The organism is Bacillus methanolicus, from assembly GCF_028888695.1.
Taxonomy (GTDB): Bacteria; Bacillota; Bacilli; order Bacillales; family Cytobacillaceae; genus Bacillus_Z; species Bacillus_Z methanolicus_B.
In genome coordinates this window covers 1-23,246 of the sequence record NZ_PNFF01000006.1, presented here as the reverse complement: position 1 = coordinate 23,246, position 23,246 = coordinate 1, and the positions used below count along the sequence as shown (strand labels likewise).

21 protein-coding genes, 1 pseudogene, 1 riboswitch and 1 other annotated feature are annotated in these 23,246 nt (G+C 39.9%); of the genes and pseudogenes, 6 read left to right on the top strand and 16 right to left on the bottom strand.

All coding sequences use genetic code 11. From position 1 onward, the window contains the following. Positions 1-71: 71 nt before the first annotated feature. A complete protein-coding gene (locus C0966_RS18385; RefSeq protein ID WP_274857123.1) occupies positions 72-1,757 on the bottom strand; it encodes an SWIM zinc finger family protein in 1,686 nt (561 codons plus the stop codon). Between the two features lie 205 nt (positions 1,758-1,962). After that, positions 1,963-2,211, top strand: a binding site (T-box leader). A 52-nt stretch (positions 2,212-2,263) separates the two neighbouring features. On the opposite strand from C0966_RS18385, the gene brnQ reads away from it, so the two are divergent. The 4 genes from brnQ to C0966_RS18365 all read left to right on the top strand — a co-directional run bounded on the left by brnQ (position 2,264) and on the right by C0966_RS18365 (position 6,476). Next, complete coding sequence (gene brnQ, locus C0966_RS18380) at positions 2,264-3,598, top strand: branched-chain amino acid transport system II carrier protein (protein ID WP_274857122.1); 1,335 nt, start codon at positions 2,264-2,266, stop codon at positions 3,596-3,598. Positions 3,599-3,963: 365 nt separating this feature from the next. Beyond that, positions 3,964-4,677, top strand: a complete 714-nt coding sequence (pxpB, locus tag C0966_RS18375) for a 5-oxoprolinase subunit PxpB (protein WP_274857121.1) — start codon at positions 3,964-3,966, stop codon at positions 4,675-4,677. Then, positions 4,674-5,684, top strand: a complete 1,011-nt coding sequence (locus C0966_RS18370; protein ID WP_274857120.1) for a biotin-dependent carboxyltransferase family protein — start codon at positions 4,674-4,676, stop codon at positions 5,682-5,684. Before pxpB ends, C0966_RS18370 begins: the two co-directional genes overlap by 4 nt. A 3-nt stretch (positions 5,685-5,687) precedes the next feature. Beyond that, a complete protein-coding gene (locus C0966_RS18365; RefSeq protein WP_274857119.1) occupies positions 5,688-6,476 on the top strand; it encodes a LamB/YcsF family protein in 789 nt (262 codons plus the stop codon). A 184-nt stretch (positions 6,477-6,660) separates the two neighbouring features. Here the strand turns inward: C0966_RS18365 and C0966_RS18360 are convergent, their stop codons facing one another. The 3 genes from C0966_RS18360 to C0966_RS18350 form a co-directional block, all read right to left on the bottom strand. After that, positions 6,661-7,377: a YwiC-like family protein gene (locus C0966_RS18360; RefSeq protein WP_274857118.1), complete on the bottom strand. Its 717-nt coding sequence runs from the start codon at positions 7,375-7,377 to the stop codon at positions 6,661-6,663. Between the two features lie 24 nt (positions 7,378-7,401). Then, entirely contained in the window at positions 7,402-8,514 is a 1,113-nt protein-coding gene (locus tag C0966_RS18355; RefSeq protein ID WP_274857117.1) for a TIGR04053 family radical SAM/SPASM domain-containing protein, read from the bottom strand. Between the two features lie 300 nt (positions 8,515-8,814). After that, positions 8,815-9,048 (bottom strand): DUF2249 domain-containing protein, encoded by a 234-nt coding sequence (locus C0966_RS18350; RefSeq protein ID WP_274857116.1) that lies wholly within the window; start codon positions 9,046-9,048, stop codon positions 8,815-8,817. 121 nt (positions 9,049-9,169) lie between these two features. On the opposite strand from C0966_RS18350, the pseudogene C0966_RS18345 reads away from it, so the two are divergent. Next, positions 9,170-9,256, top strand: a pseudogene (locus C0966_RS18345) (metal-sulfur cluster assembly factor); the annotation flags it as partial. A 274-nt stretch (positions 9,257-9,530) separates the two neighbouring features. Here the strand turns inward: C0966_RS18345 and C0966_RS18340 are convergent. Together C0966_RS18340 and C0966_RS18335 are read right to left on the bottom strand one after the other, a co-directional pair. After that, positions 9,531-10,925, bottom strand: a complete 1,395-nt coding sequence (locus C0966_RS18340) for an acetaldehyde dehydrogenase (acetylating) (protein WP_274857115.1) — start codon at positions 10,923-10,925, stop codon at positions 9,531-9,533. 661 nt (positions 10,926-11,586) lie between these two features. Beyond that, on the bottom strand, positions 11,587-12,984 hold the full coding sequence (locus C0966_RS18335; RefSeq protein ID WP_274857114.1) for an acetaldehyde dehydrogenase (acetylating): 1,398 nt from the start codon (positions 12,982-12,984) through the stop codon (positions 11,587-11,589). 426 nt (positions 12,985-13,410) lie between these two features. Here C0966_RS18335 and C0966_RS18330 point away from each other — a divergent pair, with 426 nt between their 5' ends. Beyond that, positions 13,411-13,968, top strand: a complete 558-nt coding sequence (locus C0966_RS18330) for a LysM peptidoglycan-binding and 3D domain-containing protein (RefSeq protein WP_274857113.1) — start codon at positions 13,411-13,413, stop codon at positions 13,966-13,968. Between the two features lie 74 nt (positions 13,969-14,042). On the opposite strand, the gene C0966_RS18325 is transcribed toward C0966_RS18330, so the two are convergent. The 10 genes from C0966_RS18325 to C0966_RS18280 form a co-directional block, all read right to left on the bottom strand. Then, on the bottom strand, positions 14,043-14,960 hold the full coding sequence (locus C0966_RS18325; protein WP_274857112.1) for a sulfite exporter TauE/SafE family protein: 918 nt from the start codon (positions 14,958-14,960) through the stop codon (positions 14,043-14,045). A 113-nt stretch (positions 14,961-15,073) separates the two neighbouring features. After that, the gene (locus C0966_RS18320) at positions 15,074-15,688 is read right to left on the bottom strand and encodes an NAD(P)-binding protein (RefSeq protein WP_274857111.1); all 615 of its coding nucleotides are present in this window, start codon (positions 15,686-15,688) and stop codon (positions 15,074-15,076) included. Continuing rightward, entirely contained in the window at positions 15,669-16,430 is a 762-nt protein-coding gene (locus C0966_RS18315; RefSeq protein ID WP_274857110.1) for a sirohydrochlorin chelatase, read from the bottom strand. The genes C0966_RS18320 and C0966_RS18315 overlap by 20 nt, the downstream gene beginning before the upstream one ends. Further along, the gene (cobA, locus tag C0966_RS18310; RefSeq protein ID WP_274857109.1) at positions 16,430-17,209 is read right to left on the bottom strand and encodes a uroporphyrinogen-III C-methyltransferase; all 780 of its coding nucleotides are present in this window, start codon (positions 17,207-17,209) and stop codon (positions 16,430-16,432) included. The genes C0966_RS18315 and cobA overlap by 1 nt, the downstream gene beginning before the upstream one ends. A gap of 22 nt (positions 17,210-17,231) precedes the next feature. Then, positions 17,232-17,447 (bottom strand): DUF3906 family protein, encoded by a 216-nt coding sequence (locus tag C0966_RS18305; RefSeq protein WP_274857108.1) that lies wholly within the window; start codon positions 17,445-17,447, stop codon positions 17,232-17,234. Between the two features lie 21 nt (positions 17,448-17,468). Continuing rightward, complete coding sequence (locus C0966_RS18300; protein ID WP_274857107.1) at positions 17,469-19,088, bottom strand: nitrite/sulfite reductase; 1,620 nt, start codon at positions 19,086-19,088, stop codon at positions 17,469-17,471. 20 nt (positions 19,089-19,108) lie between these two features. Further along, positions 19,109-19,711 (bottom strand): adenylyl-sulfate kinase, encoded by a 603-nt coding sequence (gene cysC, locus C0966_RS18295; RefSeq protein WP_274857106.1) that lies wholly within the window; start codon positions 19,709-19,711, stop codon positions 19,109-19,111. A gap of 20 nt (positions 19,712-19,731) precedes the next feature. Beyond that, on the bottom strand, positions 19,732-20,880 hold the full coding sequence (gene sat, locus C0966_RS18290; RefSeq protein WP_274857105.1) for a sulfate adenylyltransferase: 1,149 nt from the start codon (positions 20,878-20,880) through the stop codon (positions 19,732-19,734). Positions 20,881-20,957: 77 nt separating this feature from the next. Next, positions 20,958-21,671, bottom strand: a complete 714-nt coding sequence (locus C0966_RS18285) for a phosphoadenylyl-sulfate reductase (RefSeq protein WP_274857104.1) — start codon at positions 21,669-21,671, stop codon at positions 20,958-20,960. Positions 21,672-22,074: 403 nt separating this feature from the next. Further along, positions 22,075-22,181: riboswitch (SAM riboswitch) on the bottom strand. A 114-nt stretch (positions 22,182-22,295) separates the two neighbouring features. After that, positions 22,296-23,126: a uroporphyrinogen-III synthase gene (locus C0966_RS18280; protein ID WP_274857103.1), complete on the bottom strand. Its 831-nt coding sequence runs from the start codon at positions 23,124-23,126 to the stop codon at positions 22,296-22,298. Positions 23,127-23,246 lie beyond the last annotated feature (120 nt).

Sequence of the window (23,246 nt, the reverse complement as noted above, 5' to 3'; positions counted from 1 at the left end):
GACCAACATACACAATTGTTGGTCTTATTTGAAAAATTTTACGGTGTAGAAACAATTCTCTTACCGGTGGATCATCTTATTTTCCCCAATTCATCCACAAATGCCGGCCGTCTCTTGTATTTCTGTTTTAGTTCTTCAATTAGCATTTGGGCATTCGTTTTACCACAGGCTTTTTTATAAGTTTTTATCATGTCGCATACATGTTTATACTGCCGCCTGTTTGCGGATTCTTCTGCGGACTGGTTAATATATTTCACAAACAGCTTGTTAACATCATCAAAAAAATCGCCTATCATGTATGGATACAGATTCGTTATCGTGTAAATATTGCGATTGCAATATTCCAGCATCTCGGCAGTCAAATTTTCCTCGACCAAAATTTTTTCATACACATACGACTGATATTGCTGTTTTTCAAACCTTTCAACAATCCCTTTAAGAATTCCTTCCCATTCTTCATGCGGATACAGCTTTTTCAATTTTAAGTAGTAAGCATATTCTTGTTGAAATAAAAGCTCCAGTGCCAATTCCCGCTGATTTTCAAGATCACCAAGCAGTTCGTACGCTCGAAATCGGTGCTCTTTCCACCTTTTTATAAGACCGGGGTAATTCTTGTCAGCTTCTTCACCTTCTAAACAGAACTTCACTACTTCATTGTATTCTCCTTTTTGAAATGCATTGGCAATTGCCTTTTCACGGAATTTACTGTAATGAATGTTCTCCTTTATAAATTGCTCTGCCTTTTCTCCTCCATCACAAAGCTCGATTATTTCCAATTGCAAAAGCTTAATATTTTCCTTATCGTATTCGGCACTCCAAGAAGTATCGGTCAGATTTTCCAACATGGCTTCCAGCTGGTTTTCCAGTTTTCTGCGAAAATCTTCGTTATTACAAAAATAAGTGCACGGTTTTAAGAGGTCAAAACGCCAATTGCTCCATCCTTCATAACGATCATTCAGCGCTTCTTTCATGATGGCATCAAATAGCTTTTTTTGTTTTGCATTATTTAATTTGTCTATTCCCTCAGCTGCCGCTTTGTCAATTAAGGATATGCTTTCTTCGATCAAAGAGCCGGCAATACCGCTTGAATCGTCGCTGTACTGAAGCATATCCACGATAATGGATAACACCGCCATACATAGAAAAACTGCAGTTTCCGTATCTCCGCTTTCCATCTTACTTCGTGCTTTTTGAAGCGTCATTTCTGCACCTTGCACCGCGTAATTCACATTGCGCCAATCAATAAAACCGTTCCTCTTCGATTTATTGATAAATTCACGTATTAGTTTTTTGCTGGCAGAAATCTCATCTTTTCCCGGTGCATATTTGAACATAAGCCGCTTTTCAATTTCGGTATATTCATTTGAAAAATCAAGAATAATATTGATAAGCTCATTTTTTTGCAAGTTTAAAAGAACCGTCCTTAAATCTTGCTTTTGTGCAGGTGCCGTCTTCTTTCTCTGTTCCGGCTTTATTGAATTCTGAGTTTTCTCCTGTCTTAAAGCGTACAGGGCGGCTGCCTGGTGCTTGCAATATTCTCCCCAATCATACGGACAATCACAGTAAGTTTCCACTATTTTTTCATGATCAAGGAAAATCTCAACAGTATAAATCTCCGAGCCGTCGACCTTGGCAATATAATGGCTTCTACCCTTATCCTCTATATGTATGACTCGACCATTATGATAGTAATCAAGCCCTCTTTCAAGTATAACCTCATCCATGTACTCTTCAAAATCAGAAAGCCTCATTTTCATCCTCGCTCCCCGTGAATCATTTTTCTATTACTTTATCACAATTGAATCCCTGCTTCAGTGATTTCCTTTAAATAAAAGCTTCATACAGCTTTCTTAAGTTGTAGTGAAAAAAATGAAACATAAAATTTCACTAAAATTAGATTCAATTATTTTAACTGTCAAAAAATATTGACATAATGATTTTCCTCTGTTAAATTATTTTTAAATAAAATCGATGACGAGAAGAGTAAGATAGGATCCCTGTTCCACAGAGAGTCGGCGTTTGGTGAAAGCCGATGTCCAGGCCTTGTCCGAAGATCATCTCTGAGATGCAAAGCTGAAATCCAGTAGGCTTTGACGGGCTGTCCGCCGTTAAAATGGACCACGTATAATTGTACGTTGACTGAGAGCCGCAAGCTTATTTTCGTAAGCTGCGGAATTAGGGTGGTAACGCGAGCACAAACTCGTCCCTATTTTAGGGACGAGTTTTTTATTATTCTAAAAATACTATACGAGGAGAGATTACTTTGAAAAAATTAGACACCTTAGTTATTGGATTAATGTTATTTTCAATGTTTTTTGGAGCTGGAAACTTGATCTTCCCTCCTTTCTTAGGAGCACAGTCAGGCACTTCCTACTGGCAGGCCATGTCAGGATTCATCCTTACCGGCGTTGGACTGCCAATTGTCGTGCTACTAGCTGTTTCCCTTGTAAAGGGCGGTGCACAAACGATCGGAAATCGTGTTCATCCAGTATTCAGTACGGTCTTTATGGTTGTCGTTTATTTAAGTATCGGACCGTTTTTGGCCATTCCGAGAAATGCGAATGTTGCATATGAAATGGGTGTGAAACCATTCCTTAACGAGTCTTGGAACTCATCTTTGTTCTTATTTTTATATAGTGCTGTTTTCTTTTCTCTTGTCTATGTAATAAGCTTAAACCCTGCTAAAATGGAAAAATACATGGGCCGTTGGATCACTCCGATCCTCCTTTTATCGATGGTCGTCTTGTGTGCAGTCGGTTTTGTGAAGCTTGACTCTCCGCTTCAAACACCGTCAGAAGCATATCAAAATGGAGCTTTTTCAAAAGGTTTCATTGAAGGATATAACACAATGGATGCCCTGGCAGCATTAGCCTTCGGAATTGTCATTCTCAACTCGATTCAACAGAAAGGTGTACGCGAAGAGAAGCAATTAACTAGATATACGTTGAAAGCCGGTATGATTGCAGGGGTATTGCTTGCACTCGTATACGTCAGCATTGGATGGATTGGAGGAAAAATGGCTGCAAACGGATCGTTTGAAAACGGTGCAGACATCCTGTCCTCTGCTTCAACACTTTTATTGGGACAAAGCGGCACAGCGTTGCTTGGCTTAATTTTTACGTTAGCTTGTTTCACAACAGTAGTGGGATTAACTACAGCATGCGGCCAATATTTTTCAAAACTTGTTCCAAGAGCAAGCTATAAATCAATCGTATTAGCGGTTACTCTTGTAGGATTCTTGTTATCAAATCTGGGATTAAACCAAATACTGAAAGTATCAGTTCCGTTCCTTGTCACGGCATATCCATTAACAATTGTGTTAATCATACTTACTTTCTTTAGCAAGTTCTTTAAGGATACGAAAAAAGTATACAGAAGCGCCATGTTATTTACCGGAGTATTTGCCGTGATTAGCGGATTAAATGCTTTTGGTTTGGACTTGGGTCCGATTCAAACGATGAGAAATATTCTTCCATTTTCCTCCGTTGGGTTAGAATGGATCGTTCCGGCGCTTGCAGGTACTGGTATAGGAATCGCTTTAAGCCAATTCAGCAAGAAAAGAGTCACAACAGAACAAATTGATATGAAAGCTTCATAATTAATTATCAAGGGCCAGTCCCCCATCACGGAGGGTCTGGCCCGCTCCGCTTTAAAGCGTTAACGCACTGAGGGCCTGGCCCGCTCCACTTTAAAGCGTTAACGCACTGGAGGCCGGCCCGAAATGGAATGAACTGGATTAATTTTTCCATAAAAAAAGCTTAACGAAGGGAAAGCTCCACTGCTATTATTTATGTAATAGGAAAAATAGATGTGTATAATTCAGAAAATTATTGCAATAATCACTCTCTTTCATTTACCACAATACCGATAAGTGTGAATTCTTTCTATTTTATAAATCATTCAATATTACTCTTTTATCAACGGTATCTTCTATTACAAATAATAAAGACAGGAGATGTAAGAATGGAATACCGTTTACATCCATTAGGTGATAATGCAGTCATTATCGAACTTGGAGAAGATATAAACATAGAGACACAACAAAAAGTAAAAATGATTACCTCTATTTTGGATAATAACCCTCCCGAGTGGATGATCGAATACATACCGGCATTTACCACTGTAACTGTTTTTTATAATCCTGTTAAAACATCGAATCTACTTAATTATAAAATCCTTCCTTATGTCTATGTATGTGAACAGTTGCAGCAGTTATTAGCAAGATTAAAGACCGATAAAACAATCAAACCACGGGTTGTTGAGATACCGGTATGCTATGGCGGTGAATTCGGCCCTGATTTAGAGTATGTTGCAGCCTTTAACGGATTAACGACTGAGGAAGTCATTGATATTCATTCAAGCAGTGATTATTTAGTGTATATGATCGGTTTTGCTCCCGGTTTTCCTTATATTGGAGGCATGTCTGAAAAAATTGCTACACCGAGAAGAGAAACTCCCCGGTTAAAAATACCTTCGGGATCGGTTGGAATTGCGGGAAAGCAAACAGGTGTATATCCAATCGAAACACCAGGAGGATGGCAGCTTATCGGACGGACTCCACTAAAGTTGTTTCGCCCTAATGAAGAACCTCCAAGCCTTTTAATGGCGGGAGATAAAATACAATTTGTACCGATTAGCTATAATGAATACAAAGAAATGGAGGAAGACGAAAGATGATTACAGTCATCAAGCCGGGCCTCCTTACAACTGTTCAAGATTTAGGAAGATTTGGTTTTCAAAAATATGGAATAATTGTGAGCGGTGTGATGGACCAATTCTCCCATCGAATCTCCAATTTATTAGTAGGAAATGAAGAAAATGAACCAACCCTTGAGTTGACATTGCTTGGGCCAACGATTGAATTCAAAAAAAATGCACTTATATCCATTTGCGGCGGTGATTTATCCCCAACAATCGATGGAAAATCTGTTCGATTATGGCGATCCGTTTTTGTAAAAAAAGGAAGCATATTGCGTTTTGGACCGTGTAAGATCGGCTGTCGGGCATATCTTGCTGTTTCCGGAGGCTTTAAAATTCCAACGATCATGAATAGTAAATCCACTTACCTGAGGGCAGAAATTGGCGGTTTTAACGGACGTGCATTACAAGCAGGTGATCAGCTGGAGTTCGGCTCCCCCAGCGATCTTTCCACTCGAATCATTGAACATCTAGGGAAAAAATCTGCAAACCAACAATTTGTAGAAATGGAGTGGACCGTGGCCGCTGATTTAATTCCCATGCACCAAAATAAATCTACAATTCGTGTAATGAAGGGAAGACAATTCCATTTATTTACGAAAGAGAGCCAAAATAAGCTCTTTCATGAACCATTTGAGGTTACAGCTCAATCGGATCGTATGGGATATCGATTAAAAGGACCCAAACTGACATTACAAAATGCTGCAGAAATGATATCGGAAGCAGTTAATTTTGGAACAATTCAAGTTCCATCTGATGGGAACCCAATTGTTCTATTAGCTGATCGGCAAACGACAGGCGGTTACCCTAAAATCGGTCAAATTGCAACAGTTGATTTGCCATTGATGGCACAAGCGAAACCGGGAGATTCAATAAAGTTTACAGAAATTTCCCGCGATGAAGCTCAACACCTTTTATTAGAAAGGGAAAGAAAAATACAGCAACTGAAGCAAGGAATTTTTCTGAAATTTAGGCAGGGGGATTGAAGCATGCATATTGTCGACTTAAATTGTGATATGGGAGAGAGCTTTGGTGCATACAAAATAGGAAAAGATGAAGAAATTCTCGATTATGTAACATCCGCAAATATCGCATGCGGGTTTCACGCAGGTGACCCGTCAACCATGCGGAAAACCGTCCGGTTGGCACTCGAAAAAAATGTGGGGATTGGGGCGCACCCCGGGCTTCAGGATTTGGCTGGATTCGGAAGAAGAAATATGGATATTTCTCCGCAGGAAGCTTACGAACTAGTTGTCTATCAAATCGGTGCTTTATATGCATTTGTAAAATCCGAAGGCGGAAAGCTTCAACATGTAAAACCCCATGGTGCATTATATAATATGGCCACTAAGAGCGCTCTCCTATCTGAAGCGATTGCCGAAGCCGTTTACAAGGTTGATCCTGAATTGATCCTCTTTGGATTAGCGGGAGGAAAGCTTGTGAACGCAGGAAAAAAAATCGGACTTCGTACTGCCAGTGAAGTATTTTCCGATCGCACATACCAAAAAGATGGTTCTTTAACTCCTAGACGTGAATCGAATGCTATCATAAAAGATTATGAAATTGCTGTCAACCAAGTAATACGAATGGTAAAAGAAGGAAAAGTACAATCGCTGGAGGGAACTGATGTTTCGATTCAAGCCGATACGATTTGTATCCATGGAGATGGAGAAAATGCGATAGACTTTGCAAAGTACATCTCTTCCGCATTAATGAAAGCGGATATTAAAATCGCTAAAATTGGCGACTTTTGCAAAGCAAGTAATAGCTCGATATAAAACTATTTTGCTAGTTGCTTGCAAAAACGATTTAGAAAAAATTTAGTGGCTGTCTCAAAAGCCTAAGGATCAGACTCCAATAACACAATATATAGGACATAATGTTGGATGAATGTGCTATATATTGATAAATGCACATGAGGTCAGACCATTATGAGACAGCCTCTTTAAGGTATTAAAAATATTAGAGAATAAATAATAACGTTAAAAGAAAATATACGGAATTTGCAATTTCTAATACACCGAGTTTCAGCACCGATATAGATTTTCCGTAGAGGTATATTGCTCTTATCACACTTGGAAAATACGCAATTACTAATAATGGATAACCCATTATGAATAATCCAATGATTAACAGTAAATGAAACCCCCAAGATGCCCATTTATACACCACATTCTTTTTTTCTCTTATCATGGTTTTCACATAAAAAGAACTTCCAGTAAAGAACAGAAAACAAAAACTAAAGATTTCTGCCGCTCTTAGATTTAGCTCTCCATCTCCTACATAAAAACTGGCAAGCCCTCCTATACAAAATTCAGCTATGGCCGCAAGATCATTAAGCAAAGCCCGTTCATTTTTCTTACTTGCATAATATATATTTATCAGAAAAAACGGCATCATAGAAAAGCCAAAATATAAAAGGCTAAAATGATTTGCTAGCGGGATGAGTAACAATACCACAGCTGGAAAAGAGTAGGCTAGAAACCATCTCAAATAATATTGTCTTCTTTTTTTATTTTTAATTGCCATAAAAAACGGATAAGTTGCTAAGTATAACAATAACCACCCGAGAAATAGCGGAATATGAAGCCAAGAAAAACCCCCATAATAAGCCCCTAATAAAAACGGGATAATCAACATCGCCCAGGCACCGTGTTGTTTTGGCAAAAGCGGTTTCATGATAGCCACCCCTTTTCATTCATTTCATTTTTCTTTTTTCTTTCTTAACACCTTTGGAATATACACGCAAAAAGGCTCGCTTTCCAAATAATCTCCTGTTACCGAATATGCCCGTGAACGTGAGCCGCCGCAAACAAAACGAAACTCACAAACGCCGCATTTTCCTTTATACTTGTCCGGGTTTCTCAAGTCTTGGAAAATAGGTGAATGACGGTAAATATCCGCCAGAGGTGTTTCGCGCACATTACCTGCTTTTACCGGCAGCAATCCGCTGGGATATACATCTCCAATATGTGAGATAAAGAGAAAACCGTTGCCGTCATTTACTCCTTTTGGCGCCCGTCCAAGGCCATCCACTTGTCCAGTCAACCCTTTCATAAGCACATCTTCATAGCGGATCTTTTCGTCGCTCGTTTTGTTCTCGCGCATTTTTTCCTGCAGCACGACGCGGCGATAATGCTGTCCTGCCGTTGTTTTTATATCAAACGGCACTCGTTTGCTTGTTTTAAATAACCATTTAAATACTTTTTCATGTTCAACCGGTGTAATCATATCTGTCTCTTTGCCGCGTCCCGTTGGTACAAGGAAAAAGACGCTCCAAAGCACGCATTTCAGTTTTTCTACGAGTGCGACCATTTCGTCAAGCACGTGAACATTATACCGGGATATAACGGTGTTAATTTGCACAGGGATTTCAAGTTCATGCAAATATTGAATCGCCTTTATGGTTAAGTCGAATGAACCGCTTGTGCCGCGAAAATGATCGTGAATTTCGGCATTCGGTCCGTCTAAACTAAACGCCCAACGCGCTAAACCGACTTCTTTTGCTTTCTTAATCGCTTCTTTCGTCACATTCGGCGTCGCACTTGGCGTCATCGAAACACGCAATCCTTTATCAATCGCATATTTTGCTATATCATACACATCAGGACGCATCAATGGATCTCCACCTGTAAATACAAGAAGCGGCTGATCCATTTCGTAAATTTGGTCAATCAGCTTTTTTCCCTCTTCAAACGTTAATTCGCGCGGATCGCGATGGTATTGCGCTTCTGCACGACAATGAAGGCATTTCAACTGGCATGCCCGTGTTAGTTCCCATATAACAATAAACGGATTTTCATGAAAGCCTCTCAAGAATTCTCCCTCCTCGTCTTCATTGTAAAACATAAGGGGAGGCGTCCATGTGACTCACATCACAATATTCTATCATGTCATAAAATTGTCAAATACCTGTCCATTATTTATATTGATGATTTTATCTTCCAAAAAATTTGTACAAACAACTCGACAATCGTCAAGCAACAACATCTTTCCTGTCATCGGCTTCAATAAACGATCAATATGTTACTTCGGTTACTCATAAATTCATCATTGTAACTGTAAACAAAACAGAAAAAGATTCCCGCCTATTAAGCAGGAATCTCTTCATTCGTGTCATTTCTTCCCAATAGCCACTCTCCAAGTTTCCGGACCTTTTTCTAAATACTCCCACGTAAATTGATCTTCGCGTTCCATCATAAATTGATAATGAAGCGGGCGAGGATCATGATCATTTGTTAGTTCCATTACTTCTCCAGGCTTTAAACTATCAAATAAACGGAAAATTGCCGGGTGCCGATCACGCGGTTCAAAATCAGGTGCATTAATTCTTGCTGCAAATTGACTCACAAAAAATGCCTCCTTGATATTTTAAATTTTATATTTACATCATAATAGCTCAGCTTCACTATTGAAGTGATAAAAATCACGGTTCGTTGTATATATACTCATCACTTTCGAAAGGGGAAATGGTGGTGTGAAACGGGCGCTACCGGACATTGAGGGGATTAAAGATGTCGATGCACAAATTACTTGGAATCCGCCTTGGACACCGTAGCGAATGAGCGAGGAAGCATTGCGGCAATTAGGCCACCGCTAAGAATTAAGTATGAGGAATGACTAATCCCCAACTACTCGTTCTTGTGCAAATACCGAATACAAAGCAATATGAATTGGTCATAAGAATAAGGCTGACCCAAAACTTTAGAGCCAGGCCCCCTTAGTTACTAAATATTGAAAACATAATATGGTCAATTCGATATTTAATAACTGCAGACGGAGCCAGACACTTATGGGTCAGCCTCATTAATTGTTACTGTCCTGCTTTATTTTTAAGTGAGTGCAGGTTCCTTTTGCGAAACTTCTTCCTGTTTCGGCATCTCACGGATCGCATATGCCACTCGTTTAATATTGATCATATGCTTAGCCCCAATATTATCAGACGAGATGTTATTACCAATAGCACCACATCCCAGTGTCAAAGATGGGAATATTCCCGTAGTGGCGCCTATTCCGCCAAACGTCGTACCACCATTTACAACAATACGTGAAACCGGTTTATCTAAAGTGAATTCTTCTACTACTTTTTCGTCATTACAGTGAATTCCCAAAGTATGACCAAGTCCGCCAAATGCGAGTATTTCTCCGCAAAGGCCGCTTGCTTCTTGCTTATCCTTCACCGTATAAAAGGCAAGAACCGGGGACAATTTTTCAATAGAAACTGGATATTCTTTGCCCACATTTGTCTCTTCTGCAACGAGCACCTTTGCATCGGACGGAACCTCAATACCTGCCATTTCCCCAATTTTCTGCGGAGATCTTCCCACCTGATTGGCATTTAACCTACCGTTTACCATGATAACTGAGGCTACCTTTTGTTTTTCATTGTCATCCAAAAAGTAAGCGCCTTGATTCTTTAACTCGGAAATGAACTTTTCTTTGATGGAGTGATCAACGACAAGAGCTTGTTCGGAAGCGCAAATCGTTCCATTGTCAAAACTCTTGCTTTCAACGATAAGTCGGGCAGCTCTTGCTAAATCCGCACTTTCATGAATATAGGATGGTACGTTTCCAGGTCCTACGCCGTATGCCGGTTTTCCGGAACTGTAAGCTGCTATTACCATCGCGCTGCCGCCTGTTGCAAGAATTACTTTTGTTAATTTATGTTTCATTAACTCATTCGTTGCAGGCAATGTCGGTTGTGTAATGCAAGAGATTAAACCCTTTGGTGCCCCGGCGCGCTCGGCTGCTTCTTGCATGACTTTTACCGCTTCGGCCGTGCATTTTGCAGCAGACGGGTGAGGGCTAAAAATGATTGCATTTCTTCCCTTTACTGCGATCAGCGATTTAAAAATTGCTGTCGAAGTAGGGTTTGTCGATGGGACGATTCCCGCAACGATCCCAACAGGCTGAGCGATTTCCCATACGCGATTTTGGTCATCCCGATTTATAATCCCAACGGTTTTCATATCTTTGATGGCGTTGTATACATCATTAGCGGCGAACAGATTTTTCACAACCTTATCGGCTACTTTACCAAAACCCGTCTCTTCTACTGCCATAGCCGCCAATCGTTCTGCTTCGTATCTACCCGCATTCGCCATGCTTTCAACAATTTTGTCGATCTCGCTTTGCGACATTTTTCCGACGATATCTTGCGCTGATTTGGCTTGTTCAAGATAGTCCCTTACTTCCTGGATGGATTGTAAATCTTTATCTCTTATCATAATGAACGCCACCTCTCTCTTTCTTCTATATGCTAATGCTAATGCTTATCTATTCAGTCATTTTGGCTGATTGATCTTTATCATTATTCGTTAGACGATTCATCTTCTAACTGAGTGGAAAGGGTCGCTTATTAAGCTCTAAGTTCCTTACTCGGAATATTTTAACTAATATTTCCTTGTTATTAAGGAATTATATATGGTATAAAACTGTTTTCACTCAAGGGGAATCGTTTGAGAATAGCGGTTGCATTACCCAAGTGTCCAGCGGACGAAAATCAGCAATAGGCATACTCTCTTGCTTTCGTACCAGCTGCAGTTTAATCATTATCATCACCGTCCCACATGTTTAACGTAACCACTCGATAAAGCCGTTATCCACTTTTCTGAAAGGCATATTCTCCCAAAAAAATGTCCGATTTACATTCATCAATCTGTTTGATAAGGAGACAATATAATGAATAAATCGAAGAAGAGAAAATATCGCGGCATATGTAAGGAGGGGTCTGGCCCGCACTGCGTTAAAGCGTTAATGTATTGAGGGTCTGGCCCGCGCTGTGTTAAAGTGTTAATGTATTAAAGAAGAAGGATCCGTTGATAAATAAAAAACCACAAACCCGGTGATAAACCGGGTTTGTGGTAGGACTGCTACATTTTTGCTTTCTTATTTTGTTAGAGCTGGTTCTTTTTGAGCGCTCTCATCTTTTTTTGGCATTTCACGGACGCCAAATGCAACGCGTTTAATGTTGAACAATTGATATACTGAAACGTTGTCAGATGTAACGTTGTTACCCATTGCACCGCATCCGAGAGTTAAGGATGGCATTACATTTACTGTAGCACCAATTGCACCAAATGTTGTACCAGCATTTACAATAATACGTCCAGCTGGTTTATTGATTGTATACGCTTCAATAACTTTTTCGTCTTGAGCGTGAATTCCAACTGTATGACCTAGACCGCCCAAATCAAGCATTTGTTGAGCAATAGCACTTGCTTCTTCCATACCTTTCACTGTATAGAGTGCAAGAGTTGGAGATAATTTTTCGATTGAGAATGGATATTCTTTACCCACTCCAGTTTCTTCAGCAACAAGTACTTTTGCGTCTGCAGGAACTTCAATTCCAGCCATTTCCGCAATCACTTGTGGAGCTTTACCAACGATTTTAGCGTTTAATGCACCGTTTACCATGATAACGGATTCAACTTTACGTTTTTCATCTTCATTCAAGAAGTAAGCGCCTTGTTGTTTTAACTCAGCAACAACTTTTTCTTTAATAGATTCATCAACAATAAGAGCTTGTTCGGAAGCACAGATTGTTCCGTAGTCAAAAGTCTTACTTTCAATAACTAGTTCAATAGCTTTTGCTACATCTGCACTTTCGTGAATGTAGACAGGAACGTTACCAGGACCTACGCCGTATGCTGGTTTTCCAGAGCTGTAAGCTGCTTTAACCATACCAGGACCGCCTGTAGCAAGAATAACGTCTGTTAATTTATGTTTCATTAGCTCGTTTGTTGCAGCCAATGTTGGTTGAGTGATGCAAGAAATTAAACCTTTAGGAGCACCAGCGCGCTCAGCTGCTTCTTGCATGATTTTTGCAGCTTCTGCTGTAGCTTTTGCAGCACCTGGATGCGGGCTGAAGATAATCGCATTTCCAGCCTTAACAGAGATTAATGATTTAAAAATAACTGTGGAAGTCGGGTTTGTAGATGGAACGATTCCTGCAACGATCCCTACAGGATGAGCCACTTGCCAAACTTTATTTTCTTCATCCCGATTAATAATTCCGACTGTTTTCACATCTTTGATAGAGTTGTAAACGTCATTTGAAGCAAACAAGTTTTTTGTAATTTTATCAGGAACGTTACCAAAACCTGTTTCTTCTACTGCCATGGCAGCCAATCGTTCTGCTGCTTCTCTTCCCGCATTTGCCATGCTTTCAACGATTTTGTCGATCTCTTCTTGAGTCATTTTTGCAACGATTTCTTGAGCTGTTTTTGCTTGTTCAAGATAGTCTCTTACTTCTTGGATTGATTGTAAATCTTTATCTCGTAACACGTTTAAGCACCTCTCTGTTGATTATTAGTAATTTTCTTTTTACACGGGCTTCTGTGACTGATAGAACGATTTCGCCATGACGATCGGAAACATATAAGTATAACATGGGATGAATCAGTTCAGGTACCACGCTCCTTATAGTTTACTAGCTTTGAAAGCGGTTTAATAATAAAACGCGCTAATAATAGCTAGCTTCAATTGTGATTATATGTTTTATTAAAATAAATGTCAAATGATTTACTTTCAAGTCTATTTAACTCGAAAAAAGCCGGGTTTTGTAAGAATCTATACCCTTTATTACAATCAGCAAACCTATGTCTTCATTTTGTAACATAATTACTAATACATTGAAACATTACTGTTATATTTTCTTGTTATTCTATGTATACGAAAAAAAAGGAGAATTAACAAAGGAGTTTTAGTAAGTTGAAAAAACTACTATTTTATATTGCTTCATCAATAATTCTAGTTTTCGGTATTTCAGGTACAGCTTCTGCCTCTGGTACATATAAAGTAAAAAATGGCGACACTCTTTGGAGCATAGCAAAAAAACATAAAGTAACTGTCAGCCAGTTAAAGAGCTGGAACAATCTTAAAAGCGATACAGTCAAGCCAAATCAAGTTTTAAAGATTTCAGGATCGACAACGAAAGCGAAATCTACTGTAAAAAGGGCTTCAGCCAATAAAACAGCTTACAAAACAATCACCGTAAAAGCGTCTGCTTATACAGCAACATGCAAAGGCTGCAGTGGAATAACGGCCACCGGTTTAAATTTAAAGAAAAACCCTTCGATTAAAGCAATTGCAGTTGATCCAAAGGTTATTCCGCTAGGTTCAAAGGTTTATGTAGAAGGTTACGGCTATGCAGTTGCAGCTGATAAAGGCGGCAGAATAAAAGGCAACAGAATTGATGTATTTATGCCTTCAAAAGCAAAAGCCATCCAATGGGGCGTGAAAACAGTAAAAGTAACAGTATACAAATAATCAAAAAGCTGGCATCCTGCCAGCTTTTTTCATGTATTTATAAAAAATAAAAAACCCGAGCCCCGATTTAGGACTCAGATTGCTCTTTTATCACTTTGGATGGACGAACCTTTTACTAGATTATTTTTGTTTCCATTGATTAATTTTTTGGCTGAGAAAATTAAAGCTGTTCCCCATAAAAATAAAATAATGCCGTAAATAAGAGAATAATATTCAGAAGAATTCGGCAGCCAGGCAGATAGTAAAGTTCGGGCATTCACCAAAATTATAAATCCTCCCACAAAAACTCCCATCATCTGTGCCGGCATGGCCTTGACTAGCCAAGCTGCAATCGGTGCAGCAAAAACTCCTCCTAACATCAAAGCACATACCCAAATCCAATTCACTGTGTCCCAACCAAGAGATATGATAAAACCTAAAGAAGCTGATACGGCAACAGCAAACTCTGTTGTATCTACTGTTCCAATAACCTTTCGGGCCGTCATCCCTTTTTTAGATAAAAGAATGGGCGTCGTAATCGGTCCCCAACCGCCCCCGCCAGTAGCATCCGCAAACCCTGCAATCAGTCCTAAAGGGATCGACTGTTTATATGGCAGCGGTGGAGACTCCTTGTCTTCAGCGGGTTTAAACAAAAACAAAAACCGGAGGATGATATAGACACCAAGAATCAAAAGAAATGTTGAAACATATGGTTTTACTAAGGCACCCGGCAAATTGCTTAAGAAACAGGCTCCGATAAAGGCCCCGATGGAACCAGGGATGGTTAGGCGAAACACCATTTTCCGATCAACATTTCCGAACTTGATATGTGAAATCCCCGATGCTGCAGTCGTTACGACTTCGGATATGTGAACAGAAGCAGATGCCACAGCCGGAGCGATGCCAAAGGCCAGAAGAAGTGTTGAGGACGAAACTCCATAAGCCATTCCTAATGAGCCATCTATCAACTGTGCGATAAATCCGATAAAAGCTAGTACAAGTAATTTTTTCATTTATTCCTCCTATTCCGATGTTTTTAGTCTAATTTATAGTCAAAAAAGTATATAATAAAATAATGTTCCTTTCTATTCTTAAAAAGGCCCGACAAACTTGCTTAGCATTGTTTTCAATCGACTAACACATCTTTCAGACGGGCCATGAATCGGTTTCTTTCGGACTCGAAGTCTTTATATTTTTCGTCTCCCAATTCGTTTAACAGATTAGATTTCATTGTCTGGGGTATACTGCTGTTTTTGATTTTCTTTCGGGATTCCCACAAAAAATCAAGATACCCTTCATACGATTCATCAAATTGATCGAGTAAATCATTTCTTATTTTTTTCGCAAGAGTCGGACTTGCCCCTCCAGTTGAAACACTTATGACAAGTCTTCCTCTTACTGCAGAAGCAGGTATGTGGAAATTCCCTATTTCTTGGTCGCTTACGATATTAACCAGCTGGTTTTCCGTTGTGTTTTTGTATATATGTTCATTTATTTCTTTCGAATTTGTCGCCGCAATAATCATAAAAGCATGTTCATAGTCAGCCTTTTCTACTTCTTTTAAGAACACTTTTACCTTTTTTTCAGTCCAGAGCTTGTTTATCTCATCGCATATTTCCGGGCTTACGATATGGATGTTTGCTCCTGCTTTGAGTAATGGAACCACTTTACGATAAGCAATTTTCCCGCCGCCAATGACAACACATAATTTATTGTTCATATCAAGCATAATTGGATACACTGTCGCTGCCTCCCGAAAGTTCAGTAAAACGATCCTTCAATATGTTTCCGATCAACGGGTGGTATCCAAGATAATTGCATAATATATATTCCTTTTGTCCATCAGCGAAGCGAGCTTTAATGGTTTTTTCAATGGTATTCATCAATATTCCTGTAAAGAGCAAATATGGGATGATGAATATTTTTTTATAGCTGCTCTGCATTGCAGTAAAAAGAGCCTCTTCCAAACCGGGTTTTGCTGCTGTTAAATAACATGTGTCTACCCTGTTTAATCCAGCTTTCCTTTTTAGCAGCTGTGCGATTTGGGTCAAGTCACGCTTTACGTCCGGATCGCTGCTTCCTCTTCCGATTAAAAGAACCATGGAATCCTCGCACAAGTTTTCCTTTGTTTCATGAAGCCGTTCAATCAAAATATCAATCATATGGTGGTGAACGCCAATTGGTCTGCCGTATACCATTTCCACGTTTGGGAATCGTTTTCGGATTCGTTCAAGTTCGTTTGGAATATCTTCTTTTGCATGGACGGCAGTCAACAGCAAGACAGGAAGAACAATAATCTTAGCGGCGCCTCTTTGGACGCACCTTTCATATGCTTCTTCGATCGTGGGAGCTGCCAGTTCAAGAAAGCAATACTCTTGAATGGGAACAGGATTTTGGGCCATACATTTTTTTATAAAATCAATGGCCTGCTCACACGCTTTTTTCACCCTGCTTCCATGACAGATATAAAGAATCGCTTCCATTATACTCCCTCGCTTACAAGCAGTTTTTCACCAATATTCATCTGCTCAAACCAGCTGATTTTCTCACGCATCTTGACAACCTCTCCAATAATGATAAGAGAAGGATTTTCAATTTTTTCCTTTACAGCAGTGTCTGCGGCAGATTCAAGAGTGCTTACAACCGTTTTTTGTTCACGGAACGTTCCCCAATGAATGAATGCTACCGGTGTATTAGGATTCTTCCCATGTTCAAGCAGCTTTTGCTGGATATAAGGAAGATTTTTCACCCCCATATAGATGGCAAGAGTATCGATTCCTTTTGCAAGTGCATCCCACTTATGTCTGTCTTCTTCTCCGCTTTTTCGGTGGCCTGTAATAAAGGCAAATGACGACCCGTACTCCCGATGTGTTACGGGAATGCCGGCATATGCCGGCGCCGCTATCCCCGCAGTGATTCCCGGTACGATTTCAAACGGTATCCCATATTTCACAAGAGCTTCCGCTTCCTCTCCGCCCCTTCCAAAAACGAATGGGTCCCCGCCTTTCAATCTCGTCACAATATTTCCTTTTTTTGCATACTTCACAAGAAAATGGTTAATTGTCTCTTGCTGCAGCAAATGAAAACCTGGCAGTTTACCGCAGTAAATCAATTCCGCATTCGGTTTGGCATAGTTTAGCAATTCATTATTAATTAATCGATCGTATAAAATAACATCTGCTTCTTGGATACATCTCAACCCTTTTAGTGTAATAAGCTCAGGATCACCAGGTCCTGCACCAACCAAGTAAACTTTCCCCATTTTCTTCACCCTTCCCGCTTGCTTAAGCTGTTTCTAGACGCGATAATACAAACCCATTTCCTTTTCGAATTTTTTTCCTTTCATATAACGAAATATCCTGGATATCGGGTAGTTTCAAAAAGTGCTTTTCTATCTCTACATCGACAAGGCGAAATGCATCTTCATCGTTTTCGGCTGCGATGACGACGTGTATGACCTCATTACCCTTAAGCGTGACTTCAAACCGGTACAAATTCATAAGCCAATCACCTTTCAATGGTTAAACTGCTACACTGCTTAAAAGCAAATCCAGTCTTTCCTGCAGCGGAGAAGTTCCAACCCTTTCAACATAATCATAGAAAGTCTCACCCGGCAGCTTCGTTTCTTTAAAATACAACAGAAGCTCTTTCAAAATAAACTCAAGCTGAGGCGCTTCAACTTTGCCCTTTAACCTTTCATTGTATTTTCCTCCATTATTCAGCGTACCGCCGATAAAAATTTCAAACGCCTCAACCATAACCTTGTCTTTGTTTTTCATCTTAATTCCCTGCAGCCCGATATCTGCAATTTGCCGCTGGCCGCAAGAATTCGGACAGCCGACCATGTGAATGCGGACAGGAACGTCAAGATCCACTTCCTTATCCAAATTTTCGGCAATCCTTTTCATTCTTTCTTTTGTTTCCACCAGAGCCAAGTTACAATACTCGATTCCGGTACATGAAACGGAATAGCCGACCACTTTATTTGGGGAAATCGGGAATTTTTTAAATAGATCTTCATTCAATAATGCGTCAATATTTTCATCAGGTATGTTCGGAATAATCAGATTTTGAGAATTGCAGTTTCTAAGTTCCCCATTCCCATAGATTTTCGATAAACGAGCAAATTCGAGTACATCATCAGGAGTTAAACGTCCGACAGGAATATTGACTCCCACAAAATTCAAGCCGGCCTGCTTTTGTTTGTGAACCCCATAATAGTACCCGGCGCTCCATCCTTTCACCGCATCTTCACCTTTTTCCGGAAGCGGGCCAGTATATTCCAAAAGCTTTTCCTTGAATTTTTCAGGACCCCAATCTGCGACAAGAAATTTCATACGCGCACGATGTCGTTTTTCACGATAGCCATAATCACGGAAAATGGTTGTGACCGCTATAGCTACTTTTAATGTTTGATCCGGTGTTATGAATACATCCAGTGTCTCTGCCAGCTTCGGTACGGAAGATAAGCCGCCGCCAACTTTCACGTGGAAGCCGGCTACTCTTTCGCCGTTTATTTCTTTATAAGCAGGAACGAATGATAGGTCATGAATTTCAGCATTGGAAGAATTATATACATTTGCGCTGATAGAAATTTTGTACTTACGCGGAAGATTTGAAAAATCCTCATTGAATTGGAAAAACTCGTAAACTTCCCTTACAATATCTCTTGTATCGAACAGTTCATCAGGATCAATGCCTGCAAGAGGATTTCCGACAATGTTTCTTGTTATATCCCCGCAAGCACCCGCCGTAGACAAGCCGACTTTTTTAAGACGGTCAAAAATATCAGGAATTTGTTCAATCGTCAACCAGTGAAATTGTACTGCTTGTCTTGTTGTAATATCATAGACTCCCCGGCCGTAATCTTTCGCGATATTCGCCAAGGTTACCGCCTGCTCATTCGTTAAAATACCCGACGGAATGGTAACACGCATCATAAAATAGCCGTCTTCTTTCGGCCTCTGCAAATACAGCCCCGCCCACTTGAACAAATCCCATTCTTCCTGTGGTATCGAGCTGAAACCGTTCTTGGCATAGTACGGAATATCATCAAAGATCTTTAGGCCGTCCTTTTTAAGCTTTTTAATCTCTGTTTTATTAAGGTTAGGATTATCTTTCCAAACTTTTTCGTATGCCATTGTTTATCCCCCTTAATAACTTAAATGAAATTTCTTTTCGTTAAATAGGTGATTAACTGCTCGACACATTCCTCAATTGAATAACGATCTGTTTCAAGTACAATCTCCGGATTTTCAGGTTCCTCATACGGAGAGTCAATGCCGGTAAAATTCTTTATCAATCCATTTCGCGCTTTCTGATATAAACCTTTAGGATCGCGGTTTTCACATACTTCTATTGGACATTTAACGTAAACCTCAATAAATTCATCTTCTTCCAGGAGGTTTCGGACGAGCTTGCGATCCTCCTTAAATGGTGAAATAAACGCCGTCAAAACAACCTGGCCGCTGTCTACGAATAATTTTGCCACTTCCCCGATCCTGCGGATATTTTCTTTTCTGTCTTCCTCTGAAAAACCAAGATCTTTATTTAAACCATGGCGGATATTATCGCCATCAAGCACATAGTTGCTGATTCCGTTTTTATAAAGCTCCTTTGCCAATTCATTCGCCACTGTCGATTTTCCTGAGCCTGACAGTCCCGTAAACCAAATGACAAAACTGTGATGAGCGTTTTGCACCCTTCGAAACTCTTTTGTAATAGATAATTCATGCCATACAACGTTTGAACTTTTTTCAGCCAATATGAGCCCTCCTTTTTTCGTTAAACTTGCACCGCTGTTTTCTTCATTCCTTTAATCAACACTTCTATCACTTCTTTCCGGCTGAAAGTGCTTGGCGGGATTTCCCCGTTACGCAGCATCTCTCTGACTTTTGTTCCGGATAAAATGACATGATGTTCTTGATCATGCGGACATGTTTTCGTTGATGCCATGTTTTCGCATTTCTTGCAATAAAAGCTATGTTCATAGAATAAAAGAGTGATTCCAAGTTCTTCTTCCGTGAAGTTGCTGAAAATCTTTTGGGCATCATACGTTCCATAAAAGTTTCCTACACCCGCATGGTCCCGGCCTACAATGAAATGGGTACAACCGTAATTTTTTCTTACAAGTGCGTGGAATACAGCTTCCCTTGGCCCGGCATATCTCATGGCAGCCGGAAATACTGATAGGAATACTCGGTCTTTAGGGTAATAATGGTCAAGCAAAACCTGATAGCTTTCCATCCTTATATCAGCAGGGATATCATCGGACTTTGTCTCACCAACGAGCGGATTCAACAATAACCCATCTACAATTTCAAGTGCCGATTTTTGGATATATTCATGGGCCCTGTGAACCGGATTCCTTGTTTGAAAGCCGACAACTGTATTCCATCCTTTTTCTTGAAAGACCTTTCTCGTATCTTTGGGATCCAGATAAAATTCCTGAAACTTTTCGCGTTCAATTCTTTTTACTAGCTGGATTTCTCCCCCGATGTAAACGTTGCCTCTGCTGTACAGTTTTTGAACCCCGGGATGCTCATCGCTTTCAGTTCGATATACAGCCAATGCTTCCTTCCTTTTGTCAGGTTCATAAATATCGGAAACCTTTATTACTCCGTACGAAATCCCATTGTTCACCAGCCTTACTTCTTCACCGATTGATATGTTTTTAGCCTGATCCTCTGTCACCGGCAGTGTAATCGGAATGCTCCATACAATTCCGTTTGAAAGACGCATTTCTTCCACAACCGAGTCATAATCCTTTTGTGTCAAAAACCCTTCTATCGGGCTATAGCCTCCTGTACCGATTAACTCCAGATCGCTTAATGCAATCCCGTCCAATTCAATTTCTTTATCAATATCGTAAATATTGTAATCTGGGTTCCAACGGTTGACCAATGTTCCCCCATGCGGTTTGCTTAATGTCATTTTTTAATACCCCCAATTGTGTTTTTTTCTGGAATGAAACGAGAACAAATGATGAAATCATTATGTTTGCTTCGGCCTCATGCATGCAGCCCGCATTCAGTTTTCCCTTTCCCGCTCCAGCGGCCCGACCTTAAATCAGCTTCATTTATTGCCGGCTGTGTACATTTTTCACACCCAATGCTCGGGTACCCTCGATCATGCAAAATGTTATATGGCAGCCCTTTTTTATGGGCATAGCGCCAAACATCCTTCCATGTCCAATGGATAAGCGGACAAATTTTTATCGATTTGAATTTGTTGTCTTTATTAATGAATTGAGTGTTCTTTCTTGTTTCAGACTGTTCCCTTCTTAAGCCCGATAACCAGGCGGATACCCCCGTAAGGACTTCATTAAGCGGGATCACTTTTCTTATTTCACAGCATTTGTTCGGATCTCTCTCCCATAATTTATCTCCATATTGTAAAGCCTGTTCTTCAAGTGTAAGCGCCGGCTTTTTTATTTCTATCCGCAATCGTGGATACCGGTTTTTTACCTTTTCTATTAATTCATACGTCTCTTTGAAATGAAGATCAGTATCTAAGAAAACTACCCTTGCCTGCTCATAAACTTTTGAAATTAAATCAATCATAACAATTCCTTCTATCCCAAAGCTGCAGGCATATACCAATTCATCTCCATAGTGGGAATAAGCCCACTCCAAAACCTCCAAAGCCCCTTTTGTCTCATTATCAATTGAAAAATCAACAGGGGTAAACTCATCAAAATTTTCGTAAACCAATAAATTACTCATTTTAACTGCCTCCAATAAAAAAGGCAGTATTAACAATAGATCATCATTGATCATCGTTAATACCGCCTCTAGTTTGTCTAGTCAGCTTGGTATTTCATATTTAGTTGCAATTAAGAAATGTTCAAGCGCCTTGGTTTGCTCCGGCAGCTGTTTGCTGGCTTGCCTGTGAAGCCGTTTTTGTCTTCCTTAGCAGGATCGACGCGGCCTCGAGCTGCCAAAACACCACATTATCAAATCATGCTTTTCGCAAGATAATGAGCAAGTCTTTTTCAAGGTTGAAAACTGGCCAGACGCTGATATTTGACATCGTGGCTAAGCGAATAATGTTTAGAAAATATAAAACTATTAAATATAAAAAATCTTTCCATTTTGGAAAGATTGATCAGGTAAAGTATTGACATTAACCTTATCTTCCAAAATGATTTACATTTTGTTGGATTTAGCACCTTGCATAAATTGCAGGTTGCCGGGTTTCATAGGGCCAATTCCCTCCACCGCTCTTGATAAGTCTGATTATTAAAAATAATAACATAATTATTCGTGATGTCAATAAAGTTTTCATATAAAGTTTATCGGAAATGTGTTTTTTTATTAAAGGAGTCCGATCCTCGTTACTTTAACACTTTAATGCGATGATGGAGCCAGACCCCTTTTTTCATGATAATACTGTGCCAGGGCCATGATTGCACTTCCCATACGTTCATATTCAGGAACGACTATCCGTTCTATGCCTTCTTCTTTTAAAGCTTGAGCGGTCACTTTTCCTACCGCAACAGCGATAACATTATCAGCGAAAGCCTTTAGAATGTCTTGCTCGACACCTTTTTCCCGGGCATAACTCATGAAAAACCTGGCCTGCGGTCTACTTGTAAAATTGACAGCATCAATATCCCCGTTCAATATTTCAGAGATTAATTGTTCCATCACTTCAGGTTTCGGAGGAATGTGTTTATACGGAAGAATCTCCCTATACTCGCACCCTTGCTCATCAAGCCATTGAATAAGCAACGGAGCAGGATCCCCATGTAATTGCAAAGCTACTCTGCATCCCTGCAAATTATAAACGGCAAGCTGCCTTAATAACCCGGCTGTACTTCCATCATCATCGCGGACAACCGGTGTGATCCCCAGTTTTTTTAGAAAATTAACGGTTTTGTAACCCCTGGCTGCGATATTTGCTTTCCTTAAAGCTTCAACAAATTCTCGCTCATAACCCATTTTTCCTGCAAGGTTATAAAGTGTATCCATACCTATACCTGTCGTACAGATTATCCAATCAAAGCTTCCTGTTACTAAAGATTTTATGTCTGATTCAACATTCGAATCATCAAGAATAACGGTGCCCTGGGCAGGGCGTACAAGCGGGATTCCTCCAAGATTTTCAATAATTTTACTTAATTCTTCATTCTTGCGATGCCCTACTAAAGCAATTCTTTTTCCGGCTAATTTTTTCAAAATGAATCTCCATCCTTATCAATATTTTGGTTGGAACTGTTATTAATTTCCCTCCAATTTTTTTCGCTGCTAGATCAATCTTGCGTGATTAATAGATTATTAGGCACTCAGTATGAATCC

Coding starts and splice junctions, on each gene's coding strand:
- C0966_RS18385 (WP_274857123.1), bottom strand. CDS start 1,757: ATGAAAATGAGGCTTTCTGATTTTGAAGAGTACATGGATGAGGTTATA.
- pxpB (WP_274857121.1), top strand. CDS start 3,964: ATGGAATACCGTTTACATCCATTAGGTGATAATGCAGTCATTATCGAA.
- C0966_RS18370 (WP_274857120.1), top strand. CDS start 4,674: ATGATTACAGTCATCAAGCCGGGCCTCCTTACAACTGTTCAAGATTTA.
- C0966_RS18365 (WP_274857119.1), top strand. CDS start 5,688: ATGCATATTGTCGACTTAAATTGTGATATGGGAGAGAGCTTTGGTGCA.
- C0966_RS18360 (WP_274857118.1), bottom strand. CDS start 7,377: ATGAAACCGCTTTTGCCAAAACAACACGGTGCCTGGGCGATGTTGATT.
- C0966_RS18340 (WP_274857115.1), bottom strand. CDS start 10,925: ATGATAAGAGATAAAGATTTACAATCCATCCAGGAAGTAAGGGACTAT.
- C0966_RS18325 (WP_274857112.1), bottom strand. CDS start 14,960: ATGAAAAAATTACTTGTACTAGCTTTTATCGGATTTATCGCACAGTTG.
- C0966_RS18315 (WP_274857110.1), bottom strand. CDS start 16,430: ATGGAAGCGATTCTTTATATCTGTCATGGAAGCAGGGTGAAAAAAGCG.
- cobA (WP_274857109.1), bottom strand. CDS start 17,209: ATGGGGAAAGTTTACTTGGTTGGTGCAGGACCTGGTGATCCTGAGCTT.
- C0966_RS18305 (WP_274857108.1), bottom strand. CDS start 17,447: ATGAATTTGTACCGGTTTGAAGTCACGCTTAAGGGTAATGAGGTCATA.
- C0966_RS18300 (WP_274857107.1), bottom strand. CDS start 19,088: ATGGCATACGAAAAAGTTTGGAAAGATAATCCTAACCTTAATAAAACA.
- sat (WP_274857105.1), bottom strand. CDS start 20,880: ATGACATTAAGCAAACCGCATGGGGGAACATTGGTCAACCGTTGGAAC.
- C0966_RS18285 (WP_274857104.1), bottom strand. CDS start 21,671: ATGAGTAATTTATTGGTTTACGAAAATTTTGATGAGTTTACCCCTGTT.